Here is a 280-nt window from a genome sequence, read left to right as displayed (position 1 = left end):
TTTAAAGCTGATTTTTTCGTAATCAACTTGTTCGATGCCATCCTGATCAATATAAATTTCAGGCGGTTTCGCGCTTAAGTTAGAGATGTATTTAACGAGAGAGATGCTCTCCCCTGCACCATAGAGATCTTGAGGTATGCCCTCAAAACTGTATCTGCCAATTGGGGTGTATTTGGTGTCGTTAATGCGGATTAGGCTTTTGATGACTGCGTTACGGGTTGTGGTCCCGTCTACTACTTGTCTGACTGCTAAGATGTCATGGAGAGATATTGGGGTGTAG

At 43.2% G+C, this 280-nt stretch carries 1 protein-coding gene; it reads right to left on the bottom strand.

Going from position 1 to position 280, the window contains the following annotated elements; genetic code table 11:
* Positions 1-280: hypothetical protein (locus AB4585_RS26670; protein ID WP_372171758.1), on the bottom strand; the 280-nt coding region annotated here is incomplete at both ends.

Origin of the sequence: Vibrio sp. 10N.222.49.C9 (assembly GCF_041474985.1) — a bacterium.
Classification (GTDB): Bacteria; Pseudomonadota; Gammaproteobacteria; order Enterobacterales; family Vibrionaceae; genus Vibrio; species Vibrio crassostreae_C.
Note: the sequence above shows the minus strand (reverse complement) of the source record. Positions and strands in the feature narration are given on the sequence as shown.